Genomic DNA, 18,713 nt, shown 5'->3' on the forward strand with positions numbered 1-18,713 from the left:
AAATAGACAAAGCTATTAAGCAAATAAGATTGATTGAATCAGAGCGAGATGTTGTATGACCACAATTTATGATTTTCAGGCTGAACTTTTAGAAGGTGAGCAAAAGAACTTTGCAGATTATCAAGGCAAAGTTTTATTGGTGGTGAACACGGCAAGTCAATGTGGCTTAACCCCACAATTCGAAGGACTTGAGAAGCTATATCAGGACTATCAACAACAAGGTTTAGTGATTTTAGGCTTTCCATGTAACCAGTTTGCTAACCAAGACCCATCAAGCAATGAAGAAATTGGCAGCTTCTGTCAGCGCAACTATGGGGTGTCATTTCCAATGTTTGCCAAAGTTGATGTGAATGGCTCAAATGCACATCCGATTTATAAATATCTCACTTCAGAAGCCAAAGGTATTTTAGGTAGTGAAAGCATCAAATGGAATTTCACCAAGTTTTTGATTAACCAAAATGGTGAAGTCATCAAACGCTATTCACCAACCACCAAACCTGAAAAAATTAGCAAAGATATTCAGAAACTCTTGGCATAAGTTGAATATAAAATTGAATGCTTTAGAAATTACTGGTATCGAAATCATCTACCAGTAATTTTTTAATTTTTATCACTCAGAAAGTCATCTATTTAAATAAATCGAATCTAGTGATTTGAATAAATTAGAATTTTTTACATTTAATAATTACATAACTTGTTTAAACATCACCATTAAACTTCGCTATACTTTTTGCCAAGATTAAAAATATGAGCGTCAAACTATGCGTGTACTTGTGGTGATGGACCCAATTGAAACGGTGAATCTCAAGAAAGATTCCACGATGGCAATGTTATGGGCGGCAAGCCGTCGCGGTCATGAATTGGGTTATGCATTACAACACGATTTATATATTGATCAAGGCAAAGCTTTTGGCTTGATTTCACCACTCCAAGTTTTTGAAGATTACGATCATTATTATGAGTTGGGCGAGAAGCGCAAAGAGTCATTGGCGGATTACGATGTGGTGTTGATGCGCAAAGACCCACCTTTTGATATGAATTTTGTTTATACCACTTATATTCTGGAACAAGCAGAGCGTGAAGGGGCGTGGATTATCAATAAACCACAATCGCTACGCGACTGTAATGAAAAGTTGTTCGCGACTCAATTCCCAGAGTTACAAGTACCTACTTTGGTGACTTCACAACAAAGCTTGATTCGTGAATTCATCAAAGAACATGGTGATGTGATTGTGAAACCTTTGGATGGGATGGGTGGGATGGGTATTTTCCGTTTATACCAAGATGGGGTAAATATTGGTTCAACTTTGGAAATGCTCACCGAAATGGGTACATGTCCAATCATGGCACAACGCTATATTCCTGAAATTGTTGAAGGTGATAAGCGTATCTTGATGGTCAATGGTGAACCGATTCCATATTGTTTAGCGCGTATTCCGCAAAATGGTGAAGTACGAGGTAATTTGGCGGCAGGTGGTCTAGGTCAGGCACGTCCACTCACTGAAAATGACAAAATGATTGCGGCGAAAGTTGGACCTTTCCTGCGTGAAAAAGGTTTGGTTTTTGTCGGTCTTGATGTGATTGGCAATTATGTCACTGAAATTAATGTCACCAGTCCGACCTGTATCCGTGAGATTGATGCACAATTTGGAACCTCGATTGCAGACGATTTATTTGATGTGCTAGAAGTGGGGCGAAACAGCTAAGATTACGCTATTTTTTGACCAAACTGCCCGTTTGTATTTCGATTAAATTTATGTGCAAATGGGCGTTTGGATATTGGCAGAACCTTGTTTTCAACAAAGAATTAAAAAAAGCTTAGCTTTCTGTTGTAAACAGGTGAAATTCGCTTTTCGTGAATGAAGCTTTAGGATTAGAATAACTCCCGAAAACAATAGACGATAACCTTCTTTTGAGTTGAAGAATTAGACCGTGACCAATTCACCACAGAACAAAGCTAAACATGTCATGATGATGGCCGCTGGTACAGGTGGGCATGTTTTCCCTGCGCTTGCTGTTGCCAAACAACTGCAACAAGAAGGCTGCCAAGTCTCTTGGTTAGCGACGCCTACAGGAATGGAAAATCGGTTACTTAAAGATCAAAATATTCCGATTTATCAAATTGATATTCAGGGTGTGCGTGGTAATGGTATTTTACGTAAGCTGAGTGCGCCATTTAAAATTCTAAAAGCAACATTAAGCGCGATGCGCTATATGAAGCAATTAAACATTGATGCTGTGGCGGGTTTCGGTGGTTATGTCGCTGGACCAGGTGGCTTGGCTGCACGTTTACTCGGTATTCCTGTGTTAATCCATGAACAGAATGCCATTGCAGGATTTACCAACACCCAATTGGCGCGTATTGCCAAGACCGTGTGTCAGGCTTTTCCAAATACATTTGCAAACAGTGATAAAGTCGTGACCACAGGCAATCCTGTGCGTGCTGAAATTACTGCGATTTTGAACCCATCATGGCGTTATCAAACCCGTGAGCAAGAACGATTACCACTGAATATTTTGATTGTTGGTGGTTCACTGGGTGCACAAGCACTGAATGAGCGTTTGCCTGAAGCTCTGAAAAAGGTCAATGTTCCATTGAATGTGTTTCATCAATGTGGCCAAAATCAGCAAGATACAACGCGTGAGCGTTATCAGGGTGCGCCTGCAAGTTTGAATATTCAAGTTGAGCCATTTATTCATGATATGGCAAAAGCCTACAGTGACGCTGATTTAATTATTTGCCGTGCTGGCGCATTAACGGTTACAGAAGTCGCAACTGCAGGTCTTGCTGCAGTGTTTGTTCCGCTGCCTATCGCAGTGGATGATCACCAGACCGCAAATGCGAAATTTTTAGCAAATGTCGGTGCTGCGAAGATTTGTCAACAAGCAGACATGACACCCGCTGTTTTAGATGAGTTGTTAGCCACATTATTAAATCGCCAACTACTGTCTGAAATGGCAATTAAAGCACGTCAACAAGCACAACCGAATGCAACTCAGCATGTGGTTGATCTGATTAAAAAATTGTAATTCGAGTTTATTTATGTCTCCAAAAAATCCAAACCAAGCCAAAAAGCTCATCAAAGTGCCGGAAATGCGCCGTATTAAACATATCCACTTTGTTGGGATTGGTGGTGCGGGGATGTGTGGTATCGCCGAGGTATTGGCCAATCAAGGTTATAAAATTTCTGGTTCAGACATTAAAGCCTCAAAGACCACAGCGCAACTCGAAAGCAATGGTATTAAAGTTTATATTGGGCATTCGGCTGAAAATATTAAAAATGCCAATGTGCTAGTAGTATCAACTGCGATTGATCCTGAAAATCCAGAAATTAAAGCCGCGATTGAACAACGCACACCGATTGTGCGCCGTGCAGAAATGCTAGGTGAGTTGATGCGTTATCGTCACGGTATTGCAGTTGCAGGGACACATGGTAAAACCACAACAACCAGTTTATTAACGACGATGTTGGCAGAAGAAAATCTAGATCCAACTTACGTGATTGGTGGTTTGCTGAATAGCACAGGTGTCAATGCTGCACTGGGTGAAAGCCGTTTTATCGTTGCAGAAGCCGATGAGTCAGATGCATCTTTCTTGTATTTGCAACCGATGGCTGCGATCGTGACCAATATTGATGCAGATCATATGGATACTTATGAAGGTAGCTTTGATAAGTTAAAAGACACCTTTATTCAGTTCTTACATAATTTACCATTCTATGGTTTGGCAGTCGTCTGTGGTGATGATGCTAATATTCGTGAAATTCTTCCTCGTATTGGTCGTCCAACTTTGACTTACGGTTTTGGTGAAGATAACGATATTCGTGCAGTCGATGTGGTACAAGAAGGTATGCAATCGCACTTTACTGTACTGCGTAAAGATCGTGAGCCATTACGCGTCACTATCAATCAACCAGGTCTGCATAATGTCTTGAATGCATTGGCTGCGATTGGTGTGGCAACTGATGAAGGTGTTTCTGATGGTGCGATTTGCCGTGCTTTAGAAGGCTTCAGTGGAGTGGGTCGTCGCTTCCAAGTTCAAGGTGAATTTGAAGTGGGCGAAGGCTTGGTGAAATTGGTCGATGACTATGGTCACCATCCGAAAGAGGTAGAAGCCACCATTAAAGCAGCGCGTGCCAGCCATCCCGACCGTCGTTTGGTAATGTTGTTCCAACCACACCGTTATAGTCGTACCCGTGATTGTTTTGATGATTTCGTCGATGTGTTATCGCAAGTGGATCAACTGTTATTACTGGAAGTCTATCCAGCAGGTGAAAAACCGATTGTGGGTGCGGATAGCCGTGCTTTGGCACGCAGTATTCGTTTACGTGGTGAAGTTGAACCGATTCTAGTTGATCCAGTTGATGGCAATTTGCCGAATGTTTTACAAAAAGTGTTACAAGCGAATGACTTGCTATTAACACAAGGCGCGGGTAACGTGGGCGCAATTTCGGTAGAATTGGCTCAGCATCGTTTGTATGCCAAATCCCCCTAACCCCCTTTGTTAAAGGGGGAACTCCTCCCTTTGAAAAGGGAGATGGAGAGGAATTTAATAGAATATATGAAGTTTTTTTAAGGATATAAACGTGTCAAATGCTGCAAAATTCGGCAAAGTTGCTGTGTTGTTTGGTGGGAAGTCGGCTGAACGTGCTGTGTCATTGGATAGTGGTCAAGCCGTTTTAGAGGCTTTGTTGCGCTCAGGTGTGCAAGCAGAAGCATTTGATCCACAAGAGCGAAGCGTGACTGAGTTAGTCGGTTATGATCGTGCTTTTATCGTATTGCATGGTCGTGGTGGTGAAGATGGTCAGATCCAAGGTGTGTTGGAGTGGTTAAACCTTCCATACACAGGCACGGGTGTGCAGGGTTCTGCGATTGGGATGGACAAAGTCAAAACCAAACAAATTTGGCAAGGGAGCGATTTACCGACCGCACCATATCGCATTATTACCAAAGATTCTGACCTAGATGCTGTCGTGGCAGACTTAGGATTACCTGTCATTATCAAGCCAGTACATGAGGGCTCAAGTGTTGGCATGAGTAAGGTTGAAAAAGCAGAAGATTTTGCGGCTGCGATTGAGAAAGCGACACAGCATGACGCTATCGTGATGGCGGAAAAGTGGATTACAGGTCGTGAATTCACCATTTCATTCTTGAATGGTCAGCCGTTGCCGGTGATTCGTTTACAACCACCAGCAGACGTTGCTTTCTATGACTATGAGGCAAAGTATCAACGCAATGACGTGGAATATGGCATTCCTTGTGGTTTAAGCGAAGATGAAGAGAAAAGCTTACAAGCATTGTGTCTACGTGCTTTTCAAGCAGTCGGTGCGGAAGGTTGGGGGCGTATTGATGCAATGCAGGATGAGCAAGGCAATTTCTGGTTGTTAGAAGTCAATACCGTACCGGGAATGACCAGTCATTCTTTAGTGCCTAAAGCAGCTCAAGCCGTAGGTTATAGTTTCGATCAGCTCTGTGTTGCAATTTTAGAGCAAACTTTAACCCAATCGGCTTAATGATATATGGCTCAACTCCCTGCTTCTATGCGCCGTAAAATACGGCCAGCCATTAGCTCGATTCATGAGAAACCGCCTTCACAGAAACAAAAAATGATGAATGCGGGTGGCTGGGCGTTGTTGATCATTGCTTTTATTGTATTGGCAATTGGTCTCTATGGCTTATATAAAGTGATGACTGATGCAAAAGTCGCACAATTACAGGTGGTTGGGACTAACTCGGATATTGAAAATCAGCAGTTAGTGCAATATCTAAGTCCAATTATCAAAGATAACTATTTCACTTCCGATTTAGAGCAAATTCGAGATCAGGCGCTAAAAGTGTCTTGGGTTGACCGTGTCGTGGTATCACGAGCTTGGCCGAATGGGATTCGTGTAAGAGTTATGCCGCGTCACGCAATTGCGCGTTGGGGAACAGGGCGTTTGCTCAGTGATAATGGTGATGTCTTTAGTGAAGCTATATTAAAAGTACATCCAAACTTACCACTTTTACATGGGCCAGTCAGCCAATCCAAAATGATGATGCGTCGCTATAATGAAATTAATCAACTGTTTCATCCAGCGAATTTAAGATTAAAAGAATTGTATTTAACAGAGCGAATGACGTGGTTTATGCAGTTTGATTCGGGTCTACGGATTATTGTGGATCAAGATCAAACCATGAACAAGCTTCAACGCTTAAGCCATTTGGCACAAACGGATCTCAAACCTGTATGGTCGAAAATCTCAGCAATTGATTTGCGTTATCGGAATGGCTTGGCCATTCAATGGAAAAACGCAATCCCGCCAAAGATTGTCAACGGTCAGTTAGTTGTAACGATTGATGACACAAGCCTTGCAGGGGCAATTCAGGCAAAGCCATAATACGTGGCTTGAAAATAACAGGCAGTTTGCCCGTACTAAACAACAAAAGATATGGTAATGAAGTAATGAGTGAAGCTGTTTCCTCAGTTGTTGCGATTGATATTGGGACGCATAAAGTCTCAGTTTTGATTGGTAAGGTCCATGCACCGGATAAGATCCAAGTGATTGGCATGGCAACTGCTCGCAACCGAGGCATGGTTAAAGGCAAAATTGTGAGCTTGGATAAGGTGATTGCTGCGATTAAAAATGCAGTCTCTGAAGCCGAAGATATGGCGGAGTGTCGTATCCATAGCGCATGGGTGTCAATTCCAAGTACTGAATTGCAAAGTTTTTATGCATCAGGCCGTACACCAGTAGCTAATCATGATCATATTATTACGACAAATGAAGTGGTTAGAGCATTAGAGTTAGCCAAGGCGAGCCATGTATCGCCAGATTATTATCTTGCGAGTGCTGTTCCATTAGGCTTCGAGTTGGGTGATTCGGCTGAATGGGTGCAGAACCCAGTCAATATGTCGGCTCATAGCATGACCGGGCATTATCAATTGATGATGATGCCGATTAGTACCATGCAAAACCTTGATCGTGCCATGAAAGGTGCGAATATCGGGGTAGAGAAAATGGTGGTATCTAGTTTAGCTACGGCTGAAGCTAGTTTGCTCAAAGATGAAAAAGAATATGGCGTATGCTTAGTTGATATTGGTGCAGGGATTACTAATATCGCAGTATATTTAGATGGTCGTTTAGCTTTAGTACGTACCTTGCAACGTGGTGGTGAAAATGTGACCCGCGATATTGCAGCGGTTTTACAAACGACCACTGAAGAAGCTGAACGTATTAAAATTTTACATGGTTGTGTTGATCTCAGTGTAGTGAAACCTGACCATATGATCCAAGTGCAAGCGATTGATGGACAACAGACCATTAGTCGTATTGAGCTTGCAGAAATTATTATTGCGCGCTATGAAGAAATCTTTACATTAATTCGTGAAGAATTGGAGCATAGTGGGGCAATACATGGTTTATATCATGGGGTTGTACTCACAGGTGATGCTTGTCAAATTGAAGGTATGGTGAATTTGGCACGTCGTATGCTTGGTGTATCTGCACATTTGGGTAATCCACCTTTACAGGTTTATGCTGAAGACCAGCATCTTGCGGCCTTACGTCGTTCAATGTATGCGACAGCTTCAGGATTATTGATGTTTAGCCAAAGTGATTTGCAGGATGCAGTAGAAGAGCCGGAAGAAGCCAATGATCGTAGTTTCATGGATCGTGTTACGAATGGTTGGAATGCATTAAATAGCAAATTAAAAGCCATATTTTAAGTTGTACTTATTTTGGGGAAAATTGTTAGGAAGTTGTAATAGTGAGTCGTTGTACTTGACAAGCTATGTATTATTGAACAGCATCCTAAACATCGGTTGTTTTAAAAATCAGGGCAGTAACGGGCTGAAGTGACTGCCACTTAATATATTAGGAAATTTAAAGGTCATGGCCTCATTTGAATTTATAGAAGATGAACTAGACGATGGCAACGGTCAAGCCCGTTTCACAGTATTTGGTGTTGGTGGTGGTGGTGGTAATGCTGTCCAACATATGGTGCAATCCGATATTCAAGGTGTAAAGTTTGTTTGTGCCAATACTGACAAACAGGCACTTGATAGCATGAATGCCCCTTTTAAAATCCAATTAGGTGAGCAAAGTACGCGTGGATTAGGTGCAGGTGCAAACCCTGAAGTTGGACAAATCGCAGCTGAAGAAAGCCGCGAAGTGATTCGCCAACATCTTGAAGGTACGGATATGGTATTCGTAACCGCGGGGATGGGTGGTGGTACTGGAACAGGTGCTGCGCCAGTTGTGGCTGAAGTTGCTAAAGAAATGGGCATCTTGACCGTAGGTGTAGTAACGACCCCGTTTAATTTCGAAGGTCGTCGCCGTCAAAAATCAGCTGAAAAAGGGATAGATGCATTAGAGGCTCATGTTGACTCACTGATTATCATTCCAAACCAACGCTTACTCAGCGTTTATGGCGATATTTCAATGAAAGATGCCTATAAAAAGGCAGATGACGTATTATTAAATGCCGTTCGTAGTATCTTTGACTTGGTTGTAAATCGTGGTCATATTAACCTCGACTTTGCAGACTTGAAAACAGCCATGAGTACTCGTGGTTATGCTATGATGGGTGCGGGTTTGGGTCGTGGTGAAGACCGTGCGCGCCAAGCTGCTGAACAAGCGATTCGTAGCCCGTTATTGGATAATGTGAATATTATCAATGCGAAAGGTGTATTGATCAATATCACGGGTGGTGATGATATTACCTTGCGTGAAACTGAAATTATTACCGATGTGGTCAACCAAATCGTTGATTTGGATGAAGGTGAAATCTTCTACGGTACGGTATTTGATCCTGATGCACGTGATGAACTTCGTGTCACTGTGATTGCGACTGGTTTGACCCGTAATGCATCTGAAGTTGAACATAAGAAACGTACAGTGACTGCACATCATGCACCTGTTCAAGCAGTTGCTCAGCAGCCAGTTGATGAAGATGATGTTCCAGCGATCAGTAAACGTGCAAATGTAGACGTACCTGCTACAGCAGCGCCAAGTTCTACACCACGTTCATCGCCAATGAGTATTCAAGACTATCTGAAAAATCAGCAGCGTAAATAATAAAATCATATGTTTAGAGAGAGGGGGCAAGTAATTGCTCCCTTTTTTATTTTTTTAAAATGGCAAAATATGCTAACTTATATCGGTTTTTGCAAATGAAGTTGTCATGGTATGGTGAAACAACGTACTCTCAAGCGTGTGGTGAAAGCGAGCGGTATTGGTCTGCATAGTGGTCAAAAGGTGCTGATTAATTTTGTTCCTCACCATATTGATGGAGGTATTATCTTTCGCCGTATTGACCTCAATCCTCCTGTAGAAATTCCTGCGAATGCTTTACTCATTCAAGAAGCATTTATGTGTTCCAATCTTGTGCGAGAAGATATAAAAGTCGGTACGATTGAGCATGTGATGAGTGCTATAGCAGGATTAGGCATTGATAATTTAATCATCGAAGTCTCTGCTTCAGAAGTCCCGATTATGGATGGCAGCGCAGGGCCATTTATTTATTTACTCATGCAAGGTGAGTTAGCGGAACAAGATGCACCAAAGAAATTTATTAGAATTCTAAAACCTGTTGAAGCACTCATTGAAGATAAGCGTGCTATTTTCACCCCGCATTCAGGTTTTCAACTCAACTTTACGATTGATTTTGATCATCCCGCATTTGCTAAAGAATACCAATCCGTGTCGATTGATTTTTCAACGGAAACTTTTGTATACGAAGTCAGTGAAGCGCGAACTTTTGGCTTTATGAAAGATCTTGATTATTTAAAGGCGAATAATCTGGCTTTAGGGGCGAGCTTAGAGAACGCGATTGGTGTTGATGATACAGGTGTGGTTAATGAAGAGGGATTACGCTTTGCTGATGAGTTCGTGCGTCATAAGATTTTAGATGCTGTTGGTGATTTATATTTATTAGGTCATCAGGTAATTGCTAAGTTTGATGGCTATAAATCAGGGCATGCACTCAATAATCAGCTGTTACGCAATGTTCAAAATGATCCGAGCAGTTATGAAATTGTAACATTTAATAACGATAATGATTGTCCGATTTCTTATGTGAGTGTGACATAAGTCATTGTCTTTTATTGGGTATGTTATATTATAACAATAAAAGTTGAGATTTAGTTCACATAAAATAAGTGTATATTTCAATACCTAAGGTAAGTGGTTTACTTTTTATTGCTTGCCAAACGTAGTAAAGCTTGGCTAAGCTTAGGGTCGCTCACATATTCAGCGGCGCTGCGTAACTGCTCTTGGGTTTCTGAAGAAAGTGTTTTAGATGGGGGAGAAGGTTCACGAGGAACATTCATTTTGTTTCTTAGACGAACTTGGATTTTTCGTAAGTCTTTGAGTCCTTCTAATTGAGCTAACTGCGCAACATAGTTGCTTTGTAAATAGCTGAGTTGACTAATCATCGCTTGATTTTCACCAGTTATGATCAAAACACCATGTTGATAACAAACAACCTGCCATTGCTCTGGTTGGGGCAGTATAGGTTGAATAATTTTCGTAAGTTGTTTCCATTGAGTCACTTGCGTAGTCAGAAACGTTAAGTTTCCAGTTTTTATGTGTTGTCCTTTCTGTTGAAAAACGTTGCTAGGTTCAGACATGTTAACTTCCTTCGAGGTTATCTGCTCATCTTAAGCGTTCATTTTAACTGTTATCAAGGAAGAGATGATAAAGGAACTATTTAAGGACGGTTTCAAGAGGTTTTTTATGCATACGCGTCGTATTTTACTTGCATTCTCACTCGCTGCTTCAGCCGCTTCGGTTGCTTTTGCAGATTATCAAAATATTGGTCAAGCAACAGATGGTGACCGCCTAGAGCAATTATCTAAAACCTTAGCACAAGGTTCTTATACCCATCCTGATGATATTGATTTGCCTGCCGTATCGAATGTATCAGTTAAATTGCGCGAAAAAACCATTGAATTGAATAATGCTACGATCGAAAGAAAATATGGTCGTTCAGCGATTTCATCGACTGCCGAAGATAATGCACCATCTTTTTCAGCAAATACAGGTTATTCGTGGCTAGTTAATCATCCACTTCAAGAAGGGCGAGTAAGTTCAACATGGGGCAATCGCACCTTATTAGGAACGACACGTCATCATTCGGGTGTTGATTTAGCAGCACCATCAGGTACACCTATTTATTCAACGGGTTCTGGTGTTGTAACCAAATCAGGTTGGGGGTCAGGTTATGGTCAATATGTTGAAATCGATCATGGCAACGGTTATATCACTCGTTATGCACATGCTTCACGCTTAATGGTGAATGCGGGTGATCGCGTTAGTGCAGGCGAACATATTGCCAATGTAGGCTGTACTGGACGTTGTACAGGACCACATTTGCATTTTGAAGTTGTCAAAGATGGTCAACGTAAAAATCCAACAACTTATCTTGCCATGTTGCCTTAAGCTAATTTGTTAACAGTTGTATATTAATTTTTAAAAGAAAGCGCCTTAATTGGCGTTTTTTTATATTTTTTGTTTCATTTAAGTCAATGACTATTTAGCAAGAAAATATTAAGGGATTTTGTATTCATTTGGGGCGATACCTCCATAGCGCCAAAACATGATAAATATATAAGGTCAAAATAACTTAAGGGAAAAGGTGAATTGTATGGCGTTTTATGGCGACTCAGACGCGCAGGAAACCCAAGAATGGCAAGAAGCATTTGATTCAGTATTACAACATATGGGCACGGAACGCGCCGCATTCTTATTAGAAAAACTTTATCAACAGGCTATTGCAAAACATGTTCCGATCCAACGCTTAAATACACCTTATCTCAATACGATTTCTGTTGAAGAACAACCCGCGATGCCAGGCGACCAAGATATGGAGCGTCGTATCCGCGCATTGATCCGCTGGAATGCTTTGGCAATGGTATTACGTGCGAATAAAACGGGCGATGACCTCGGTGGTCACCTTGCGAGTTTCGCATCGTCTGCAACCTTATATGATGTTGGTTTTAACCATTTCTTCCGCGCAAACAGCAATAACTTTGGCGGCGACATGATTTATTACCAAGGTCACTGTGCCCCTGGTATCTATGCACGTTCATTCTTGGAAGGACGTTTAACTGAAGATCAATTGAATAATTTCCGCCGTGAAGTCGGTGGTAATGGTCTTCCGAGTTATCCACATCCCTATTTAATGCCGGACTATTGGCAGTTCCCAACCGTGTCCATGGGTTTAGGTCCAATTATGTCGATTTACCAAGCACACATTCAAAAGTACTTGATGAATCGTGGTTTGATTAAAGAAGAAAATCGTAAAGTCTGGGCATATCTGGGCGATGGTGAGATGGATGAGCCAGAAAGTACGGGTGCAATTTCACTTGCTGGTCGTGAAAAACTTGATAACTTGATCTGGGTTGTTAACTGTAACTTACAGCGTCTCGATGGTCCTGTACGTGGTAACGGTAAAATTATTCAAGAATTAGAATCTTTATTCCGTGGTGCGGGCTGGCGCGTGATTAAAGTAGTGTGGGGCCGTCATTGGGATCCATTGCTTGCTCAAGATGCTTCAGGCGCTTTAAAAGCGGTGATGGAAGAAACAGTGGATGGTGAATATCAACGCTATCAAGTGAAAGGTGGTGCATATACCCGTGAAAAATTCTTTGGCAAGTATCCAGAAGCTGCGGAACTTGTCAAAGATTTAAGCGATGAAGACATCGATAATCTTAACCGTGGTGGTCATGATCCGTACAAAGTTTTTGCTGCCTATGCAGAAGCAATGAAAGCCAAAGGTCAACCAACTGTTATCCTTGCAAAAACGGTTAAAGGTTACGGTTTGTCTGAAGAAATTGAAGCGGTGAATAAAACGCACCAAATCAAAAAAATGCAGATCGACTCTTTGAAATATGTACGTGACCGTTTTAATTTACCATTTACAGATGACAAGTTAGAAGAGCTTCCATTCTATCGCCCAAGTGAAAACTCTCCAGAAATGAAGTATATGAAAGCGCGTCGTGAAGCATTAGGTGGCTACCTACCTGCACGTCGTCGTGAGAGCGAAACTTTAGCGATTCCTGAATTATCAGTATTTGATGCTGTATTAAATGGTTCTGGCGGTAAAGAGCAATCGACCACCATGCTGATGGTTCGTTTAATTGCTGCGTTACTGAAAGAAAAAGCAATTAAAGATCGCGTCGTGCCAATCGTTCCAGATGAAGCACGTACTTTTGGTTTAGAAGGGATGTTCCGTCAGCTTGGTATTTATGCGGCTCACGGTCAAAAATATACCCCAGAAGACCAAGAACAGTTAATGCATTACCGTGAAGCAAGTGACGGTCACATGCTGCAAGAAGGAATTAACGAAGCGGGTGCGATGAGCGCATGGGCTGCGTTGGCAACCAGTTATTCAACCAATAACTTGCCGATGATTCCAATGTACATGTACTACTCAATGTTTGGTTTCCAACGCATTGGTGATATTGCGTGGGCTGCGGGCGATGCACAAGCTCAAGGTTTCTTGTTGGGTGCAACTGCTGGTCGTACCACATTGAACGGTGAAGGTTTACAGCATCAAGATGGTCATTCACATATCTTGGCGAACACGATTCCAAACTGTGTATCTTATGATCCATGTTTTGGCTATGAGTTAGCTGTAATCGTTCATGACGGTTTACAACGTATGTATGTGAACCAAGAGCGTGTGTTCTACTACCTCACTGTAATGAACGAAAACTACGAGCATCCTGCAATGCCAGAAGGCGCTGAGGAAGGCATTAAACGTGGTATGTACTTGTTCGAAAAAGATGAAAAAGCAACTGTTCAATTAATGGGTTCAGGTGTCATTCTTCGTGAGGTGATCAAAGCTGCGAAAATCTTACGTGATGAATATCAAATCCACTCAAATGTTTGGAGTGTAACGAGCTTCAATGAGTTGTCACGTGATGGGATGGCATGTGAAGAATATAACCGCCTACACCCGCTTGCGCTTGCTGAAGAAGTGAAAGAATCTTGGGTATCTAAACAGTTACGTGGTACTGAAGGTATTGTCGTTTCTGCCACAGATCATATGCGTGCGTATAGCGAGCAAATTCGTGCATATCTTCCGGATGGTCGTCCATTTGTTGCATTAGGTACAGATGGTTACGGGCGTTCAGATACACGCGCGAACTTACGTAGTTTCTTTGGTGTTGATGCTGCACATATCGTGGTTGCGACTTTGAAAAAACTAGCGGACGAAGGCGAAGTAGATGCACGGTTAGTGAAAGATGCAATTTCTAACTTTGAGTTAGATACGGATCGTCCAGTGGCATGGGCGCCACAAGCGCATCCAGAAGTTCAGGCAGTTGCTGAATACAATGAAACACAAACAGGTGAGGGGAAATAATTATGCAAATCCAAGCACCTGATATTGGCGTAGATAAAGCACTGGTTGCAGAAATTTTGGTGAAAGTCGGCGACCATGTTGCTGTTGACGATAGCATTTTGGTTTTAGAGTCTGATAAAGCAACCGTTGAAGTGCCGAGCACTTCAGCAGGTATTGTGAAAAGTATTTTAGTTCAACAAGGTGATGAAGTGTCCGAAGGGGTTGCTTTGGTTGAACTAGAGCCTGAGTCTGCTACTGAAGCACCTGCGAAAGAAGCACCGAAGTCAGAAGCGCCAAAAGTAGAAACACAAGCTGAGAAAGCTGAAACTCAACCAGCACCGGTTGCAAAACCAGCTGCTACTACTTCGCAAGTTGTGGATGTCAAAGTACCAGATATTGGTGTTGAAAAAGCATTGGTTGCTGAAGTCCTTGTGAAAGTTGGGGATGAAATTGATGCAGAACAAAGTATTGTTGTGGTTGAATCGGACAAAGCGACTGTAGAAGTACCAAGCTCGGTTGCGGGGATTGTTGAATCAATCCAAATCAAAGAAGGTGATAGTGTTAAAGAAGGGGTGGTATTGATTCAGGTCAAGACTGCGAGCGCTGCAACGTCATCTGAACCGCAAGCAGCTCCAGCTCAACCAGAAGCGCCAGTCGCAACTACAGAAGTATCAGCCGCAAGCAATACATCAACAGGTAATGTTGAAATTGAAGTACCTGATCTAGGTGTAGAAAAAGCATTGGTTTCAGAAATTCTGGTCAATGTTGGTGATCGCGTTGAAGCTCAACAAAGCTTATGCGTGGTTGAGTCAGATAAGGCTTCGGTTGAAGTGCCAAGTTCAGTAGCAGGGATTGTGAAAGCGATCCATGTCTCTGCCAATCAAGAAGTGCGTCAAGGCGTGGCTTTGGCTACGATTGAGGTCAGTGGTCAGGCCGGTGCACCAGCATCTGCACCAAAAGCTCAACCAGCTGCTACTCAACCTGCACCAGCAAAACCACAGGCAGTAGCACCAAGTGAACCTGCACAAGCTGAGAAGTTGACTAAACAGCAAGAAGCTGACAATGCGAAAGTCTATGCGGGTCCAGCCGTGCGTAAACTGGCACGTGAGTTAGGTGTGGTTCTTGGACAGGTGAAAGCATCAGGTGAACATGGTCGTGTGATGAAAGACGATGTCTTTGCCTATGTGAAAACACGTCTGACCGCACCACAACCCACCGCTGTACCACAAGCGGCAGCAGTGGCTTCAGGCTTACCGAAGTTACCAGACTTTAGTGCATTTGGTGGCGGTGAAGTGAAAACAATGACGCGTTTACAGCAAGTGTCTGTACCGCAATTGTCATTGAACAATTTCATTCCGCAAGTGACGCAGTTTGACTTGGCGGATATTACCGAGCTTGAAGCATGGCGCGGTGAACTGAAAGATGGCTTTAAAAAGCAAGGTTTGAGCTTAACCATCTTGGCCTTTATTGCTAAGGCGGTTGCGCACTTGTTAAAAGAAGAGCCGTATTTTGCTGGGCATTTGGCGGATGATCAAAAATCGGTATTGTTACGTAACGAAATCCATATGGGAATCGCGGTGGCAACACCAGATGGTTTAACCGTTCCTGTATTGCGTAATCCTGATCAAAAGTCGATTAAGCAAATTGCAGCTGAATTGGCTGAATTGAGTCAAAAAGCACGTGATCGTAAATTGTCGCCGAAAGATTTACAAGGTGCCAATTTTACCATTACCAGCTTAGGTAGTATTGGTGGAACTGCATTTACGCCATTGGTGAATTGGCCGCAAGTCGCGATTTTGGGTATTTCACCAGCAACCATGCAACCTGTATGGAATGGTAAAGACTTTGAACCGCGCTTAATGTTGCCATTGTCATTGTCTTATGATCACCGTGTGATTAATGGTGCTGATGCTGCACGTTTTACCAATAAGTTGACCAAGCTTTTAAAAGATATTCGTAGCTTATTGCTTTAGTGCTTTTAAACGATGGAAACCTCGCATATGCGAGGTTTTCTATTTATAGCATTAAAAAATCGACTTTATTTATGCAAGCTTTTGTCTAAAATTAATATAGTTGAAAGAAGTATTTATTTGGAATAAGGAGCAAGGATGTTAATCATTTATCGAGTTGTATTACCGATATTACTTATTATTTTTGTATTAATGGGCTTGTGGGTCAATTTTCTACATTTTGCATCAGATTGGGTGATGTACATCGTCATGGGTTTGGAAGTGTTAGCTGCAACAATTGTGGTTAGCATGGAATATCAAGCCCAAAATGTTGGTGGTGCAAGTGGTTGGGGGATTTTTGGTTTTTTTGGTTTGAGTGTGAATTTAGCTTTGTTATTGGGGGTTGCTCGTTTACTGATTTGGGGTTACCAAAAATTTTGGGCATAGTGATTTAAAAAAATTAAAGAGTTTGATAGACTAATAACACTTCATTGGGGAGTAGCCGCTCTTTACGCAAAGTAAAGAGGTGATGGTCAACATAATTGTTCCACAGAACATGGTCATCATAGCAAAGAACCAAGAACAGCTGTTTAGCTGTGCTTTTGTTGGCAAGACCTTTGATTTACCACTTTGCATCAATCTATTTGATTTTGGCTAGCAGGAGGGGTAGGTCATCGGTATATTTTGCTAGCCAGAGCATTCAACTATGTATGAATTCCTCATCTCCACATCAATTGTTGCCCTTGCTGAAATGGGCGATAAAACGCAATTGTTGGCATTATTACTCGCCGCACGTTTCCGTAAACCTGTTCCGATTTTAATTGCAATTTTACTGGCTACTACGATTAATCATGGTATCTCTGCAGTATTAGGTCAGTGGATTACAACCGTCCTGAGTCCTGAAATTCTATTATGGATTTTGGCACTTGGTTTTATCGGTATGGCGGTTTGGATGCTCATTCCTGATGAATTAGGGGATGAAACTGAAAGCATTAATAAATGGCAAAAGTTTGGCGTGTTTGGTGCAACTTTTATTCTATTTTTCTTGGCTGAAATTGGTGATAAAACCCAAATTGCTACAGTTGCTTTAGCTGCACGTTTTGACAGTATTTTTTGGGTCATGTGTGGTACAACGCTTGGCATGATGTTAGCGAATGCACCAGCAGTATTTATCGGCGATAAGTTAGCTGATAAGTTACCAATTTCACTTATTCATAAAATTGGTGCTGCCATTTTCTTAGTCGTTGGTATTTCAACCTTGGTACAGCATTATTTCTTCTAATTAAATTTAAATCGCAAAAAAGATCCATCATTTATGCATGGATCTTTTTTTATAAATTATGATAAAAGTACAATATTTGATTGAAACAATAATAAAATCCCATTATTTTATTAAGGAATTAAAATATTTCATATTTAAAGAATTTTTATGGGGTTGATATGAGTTTTGAGCGGACTACATCGCAAATACTATTTGATAATGGTACGCATAAATGCATTAGTTTTACCAGTTTAGTCAAAGGTGAAGGCATTCAAGCCAATCAATTTTTAATTATTGATCACGATCGTGCAGCGGTTCTAGATCCAGGTGGTGATCTGACGTATGTTCCTTTAACAATGGAGCTGAATCGATATACTAAATTGAAAAATTTGGATTATGTGATGGCATCCCATCAAGACCCCGATATTATTACTTCGATGCCGCGTTGGTTAGTTTATACCGATGCGAAAGTAGTGGCGTCTAAATTATGGGCACGCTTTTTACCGCATTTAAACTCAGCATTTATGAGTGATCGAATGAAAGGGAATTGGGAAGACCGCTTAATTGAGCTTGCCGATACGGGACAAGTGATTCCTTTAGGTGAATCAGCAATCGTAGCGATTCCTGCTCACTTTTTGCATTCGGTGGGTAATTTCCAGTTCTACGATCCAACGGCCAAGATTCTATTTTCAGGCGATATGGGCGCATCTATAGTGGATGATGCAAGTCAGCCTATTACCGATTTTGAAGCGCATATTAAAAAGATGAAAGGCTTTCATCAACGTTATATGTGTTCCAACAAAGTCATTCGTTTGTGGGTCAATATGGTTCGTCAAATGGATATTGATATGATCGTGCCTCAGCACGGTACAGCATTTGTCGGTAAAGAGATGATCAAGCAATTTTTGGATTGGATTGAGCAACTAGAGTGCGGCGTAGATTTAATGAATGAATATGTTTTTAGTTGCCCTGCTTAAATTGAAATTATAGGCAATCAACTTGGGTAAACCCTGATGAGTGAATCAGTGAAGGGACTTCACTTTGGAAAAGTGATGATATTGAGCGATATCAGCACAGCAAACCGAGTATATAAATCATCTGATAGCTTGTCATGGGATCTAATCAAAAGCAGTCATTATTTTGGTCGAGTTCGTTAGAGTAATTTTACCGACGTA

The 18,713-nt window shown here is 41.7% G+C and carries 16 protein-coding genes and 1 riboswitch; of the genes, 15 read left to right on the plus strand and 1 reads right to left on the minus strand.

Annotation, left to right across the window (positions count from 1 at the left end; genetic code table 11):
* Positions 1 to 55 precede the first annotated feature (55 nt).
* The 9 genes from ACN19N_RS00650 to lpxC all read left to right on the plus strand — a co-directional run bounded on the left by ACN19N_RS00650 (position 56) and on the right by lpxC (position 10,070).
* A complete protein-coding gene (locus ACN19N_RS00650) occupies positions 56 to 538 on the plus strand; it encodes a glutathione peroxidase (RefSeq protein ID WP_005052532.1) in 483 nt (160 codons plus the stop codon).
* A 223-nt stretch (positions 539 to 761) separates the two neighbouring features.
* Complete coding sequence (gene gshB, locus ACN19N_RS00655; protein ID WP_269238703.1) at positions 762 to 1,706, plus strand: glutathione synthase; 945 nt, start codon at positions 762 to 764, stop codon at positions 1,704 to 1,706.
* Positions 1,707 to 1,932: 226 nt separating this feature from the next.
* A complete protein-coding gene (gene murG / locus ACN19N_RS00660) occupies positions 1,933 to 3,030 on the plus strand; it encodes an undecaprenyldiphospho-muramoylpentapeptide beta-N-acetylglucosaminyltransferase (RefSeq protein WP_269238702.1) in 1,098 nt (365 codons plus the stop codon).
* Positions 3,031 to 3,043: 13 nt separating this feature from the next.
* Positions 3,044 to 4,495 carry a UDP-N-acetylmuramate--L-alanine ligase gene (gene murC, locus ACN19N_RS00665; RefSeq protein WP_269229345.1) on the plus strand — a complete coding sequence of 484 codons (1,452 nt, stop codon included), beginning with the start codon at positions 3,044 to 3,046 and terminating at the stop codon, positions 4,493 to 4,495.
* Positions 4,496 to 4,586: 91 nt separating this feature from the next.
* Positions 4,587 to 5,513 carry a D-alanine--D-alanine ligase gene (locus tag ACN19N_RS00670; protein ID WP_269229346.1) on the plus strand — a complete coding sequence of 309 codons (927 nt, stop codon included), beginning with the start codon at positions 4,587 to 4,589 and terminating at the stop codon, positions 5,511 to 5,513.
* Positions 5,514 to 5,519: 6 nt separating this feature from the next.
* Positions 5,520 to 6,377, plus strand: a complete 858-nt coding sequence (locus ACN19N_RS00675) for a cell division protein FtsQ/DivIB (RefSeq protein WP_269229347.1) — start codon at positions 5,520 to 5,522, stop codon at positions 6,375 to 6,377.
* Positions 6,378 to 6,442: 65 nt separating this feature from the next.
* Positions 6,443 to 7,705, plus strand: coding sequence for a cell division protein FtsA (gene ftsA / locus ACN19N_RS00680; protein ID WP_269229348.1), 1,263 nt, complete (start codon positions 6,443 to 6,445; stop codon positions 7,703 to 7,705).
* Positions 7,706 to 7,871: 166 nt separating this feature from the next.
* Positions 7,872 to 9,056, plus strand: a complete 1,185-nt coding sequence (gene ftsZ, locus ACN19N_RS00685; protein ID WP_269229349.1) for a cell division protein FtsZ — start codon at positions 7,872 to 7,874, stop codon at positions 9,054 to 9,056.
* A gap of 111 nt (positions 9,057 to 9,167) precedes the next feature.
* Entirely contained in the window at positions 9,168 to 10,070 is a 903-nt protein-coding gene (lpxC, locus tag ACN19N_RS00690) for a UDP-3-O-acyl-N-acetylglucosamine deacetylase (protein ID WP_046739818.1), read from the plus strand.
* A gap of 98 nt (positions 10,071 to 10,168) precedes the next feature.
* Here lpxC and ACN19N_RS00695 read toward each other — a convergent pair whose 3' ends face one another.
* Positions 10,169 to 10,609, minus strand: coding sequence for a hypothetical protein (locus tag ACN19N_RS00695; RefSeq protein ID WP_004659883.1), 441 nt, complete (start codon positions 10,607 to 10,609; stop codon positions 10,169 to 10,171).
* A gap of 106 nt (positions 10,610 to 10,715) precedes the next feature.
* Here ACN19N_RS00695 and ACN19N_RS00700 point away from each other — a divergent pair, with 106 nt between their 5' ends.
* From ACN19N_RS00700 to ACN19N_RS00725, 6 genes are all read left to right on the plus strand, one after another.
* Positions 10,716 to 11,420, plus strand: coding sequence for a M23 family metallopeptidase (locus ACN19N_RS00700; protein WP_420001787.1), 705 nt, complete (start codon positions 10,716 to 10,718; stop codon positions 11,418 to 11,420).
* A 205-nt stretch (positions 11,421 to 11,625) separates the two neighbouring features.
* Positions 11,626 to 14,349, plus strand: a complete 2,724-nt coding sequence (gene aceE, locus ACN19N_RS00705; RefSeq protein ID WP_420001788.1) for a pyruvate dehydrogenase (acetyl-transferring), homodimeric type — start codon at positions 11,626 to 11,628, stop codon at positions 14,347 to 14,349.
* A gap of 2 nt (positions 14,350 to 14,351) precedes the next feature.
* A complete protein-coding gene (locus ACN19N_RS00710) occupies positions 14,352 to 16,301 on the plus strand; it encodes a 2-oxo acid dehydrogenase subunit E2 (protein ID WP_269229351.1) in 1,950 nt (649 codons plus the stop codon).
* A 135-nt stretch (positions 16,302 to 16,436) separates the two neighbouring features.
* On the plus strand, positions 16,437 to 16,724 hold the full coding sequence (locus ACN19N_RS00715) for a hypothetical protein (protein WP_269229352.1): 288 nt from the start codon (positions 16,437 to 16,439) through the stop codon (positions 16,722 to 16,724).
* Between the two features lie 34 nt (positions 16,725 to 16,758).
* Positions 16,759 to 16,899, plus strand: a riboswitch (yybP-ykoY riboswitch).
* 84 nt (positions 16,900 to 16,983) lie between these two features.
* Positions 16,984 to 17,559 carry a TMEM165/GDT1 family protein gene (locus ACN19N_RS00720; RefSeq protein WP_269238699.1) on the plus strand — a complete coding sequence of 192 codons (576 nt, stop codon included), beginning with the start codon at positions 16,984 to 16,986 and terminating at the stop codon, positions 17,557 to 17,559.
* Positions 17,560 to 17,717: 158 nt separating this feature from the next.
* Positions 17,718 to 18,515: an MBL fold metallo-hydrolase gene (locus ACN19N_RS00725; RefSeq protein WP_269229353.1), complete on the plus strand. Its 798-nt coding sequence runs from the start codon at positions 17,718 to 17,720 to the stop codon at positions 18,513 to 18,515.
* Positions 18,516 to 18,713: the final 198 nt, after the last annotated feature.

The sequence above is a fragment of the Acinetobacter sp. LF10 genome, from assembly GCF_048585715.1.
Classification (GTDB): domain Bacteria; phylum Pseudomonadota; class Gammaproteobacteria; order Pseudomonadales; family Moraxellaceae; genus Acinetobacter.